2 protein-coding genes are annotated in these 1168 nt (G+C 39.7%); both read right to left on the minus strand.

Annotated elements, in window-relative coordinates; all coding sequences use genetic code 11:
- Positions 1 to 282, minus strand: a 282-nt coding sequence (locus RT445_RS23640) for an aminotransferase class V-fold PLP-dependent enzyme (RefSeq protein WP_313471769.1), incomplete at its 3' end; no start/stop codon positions are given.
- A 140-nt stretch (positions 283 to 422) separates the two neighbouring features.
- A complete protein-coding gene (gene cymR / locus RT445_RS23645; RefSeq protein WP_008181126.1) occupies positions 423 to 842 on the minus strand; it encodes a cysteine metabolism transcriptional regulator CymR in 420 nt (139 codons plus the stop codon).
- Positions 843 to 1168: the final 326 nt, after the last annotated feature.

Below are 1168 nucleotides of genomic sequence, written 5' to 3' on the forward strand. Positions count from 1 at the left end.
AATGTGTTTTCCTTCATTCGCACGGGCATAGACAGTCCCAAAGATAGCCGTATTATCAGCTTCCGTACCACCACTTGTTAAAATAATCTCCCCCGCCTGAGCACCAATGGAATTGGCTAATACCTCACGAGCATCGTCCAAATATTTTCGTGCTTCTCGACCTGCTCCATGAATACTTGATGCGTTGCCAAATACTTGCTGCATAGCAGTTGTCATCGCTTCTATGACTTGGCCGTTCATCGGAGATGTGGCTGCATGATCGAGATAGATATATGAATTCATGTTTAAAAAACTCCTTTTTGATAAAAAGCGCTGGAACCCACATTGATTATCATTCGCTTGTCAAAAGCATTCAGCTTGAAGTCCATTACTTCAACCAACATATGATAAGAATGGGGGAGCAGCGCTTTAGCCTAAACATTTTAAATATAGAACATATAGCCTTCTGCTACATTTTCTTCTGTATATTGTGCTAAATCTTCAATTGTTGTTGTGTCTAATACATTTTTTACCGCATCACGAATACGAAGCCATAGCTCTCGTTGTGGTGCTTCCTCATTTTCGATACCCTCTACAGGTTGAATCGGCCCTTCTAGTACACTAATAACATGGGCAGCTGAAATTTCGCTAGGTGGATTCGCTAGCATATAACCACCATAAGCACCACGTACACTTTTTACTAAGCCTGAATTACGAAGCGGGGACACTAATTGCTCTAAATATGCTTCAGAAAGCTCTTTTTCCGCAGCAATTTTACGCAATGGAATAGGTCCTTCCCCATAATGCTTTGCTAATTCAATCATAATCGTAAGCCCATAACGGCCCTTTGTTGAAATTTTCATTTTATCACCCTCAATTAGTCTAGTCAAAAATACTACCAACAGTATATCATAATCTCCTCTTGAAGAACTCGGAAATACACCTAGAAGGATATGATATACTAATAAATGCGATTCATACTCGTTCAAAAATGACCATCAGCGCTTTATTTTAACGTAAAAACATGGTCGAAGCAAAACATGACAACGACTGAAAGGGGGAATTATTATGCACAATGAACCACTCGCTTTTCGAATGCGTCCTTTAACCCTTGATGAGATTGTTGGTCATCAGGATTTCATTGGTCCCAACACAGCCCTTTATAAAATGATTCAAAACGAACATGTAC

The sequence above is a fragment of the Lysinibacillus sp. genome (assembly GCF_032093475.1).
In the GTDB taxonomy this organism is placed as follows: Bacteria; Bacillota; Bacilli; order Bacillales_A; family Planococcaceae; genus Lysinibacillus; species Lysinibacillus irui.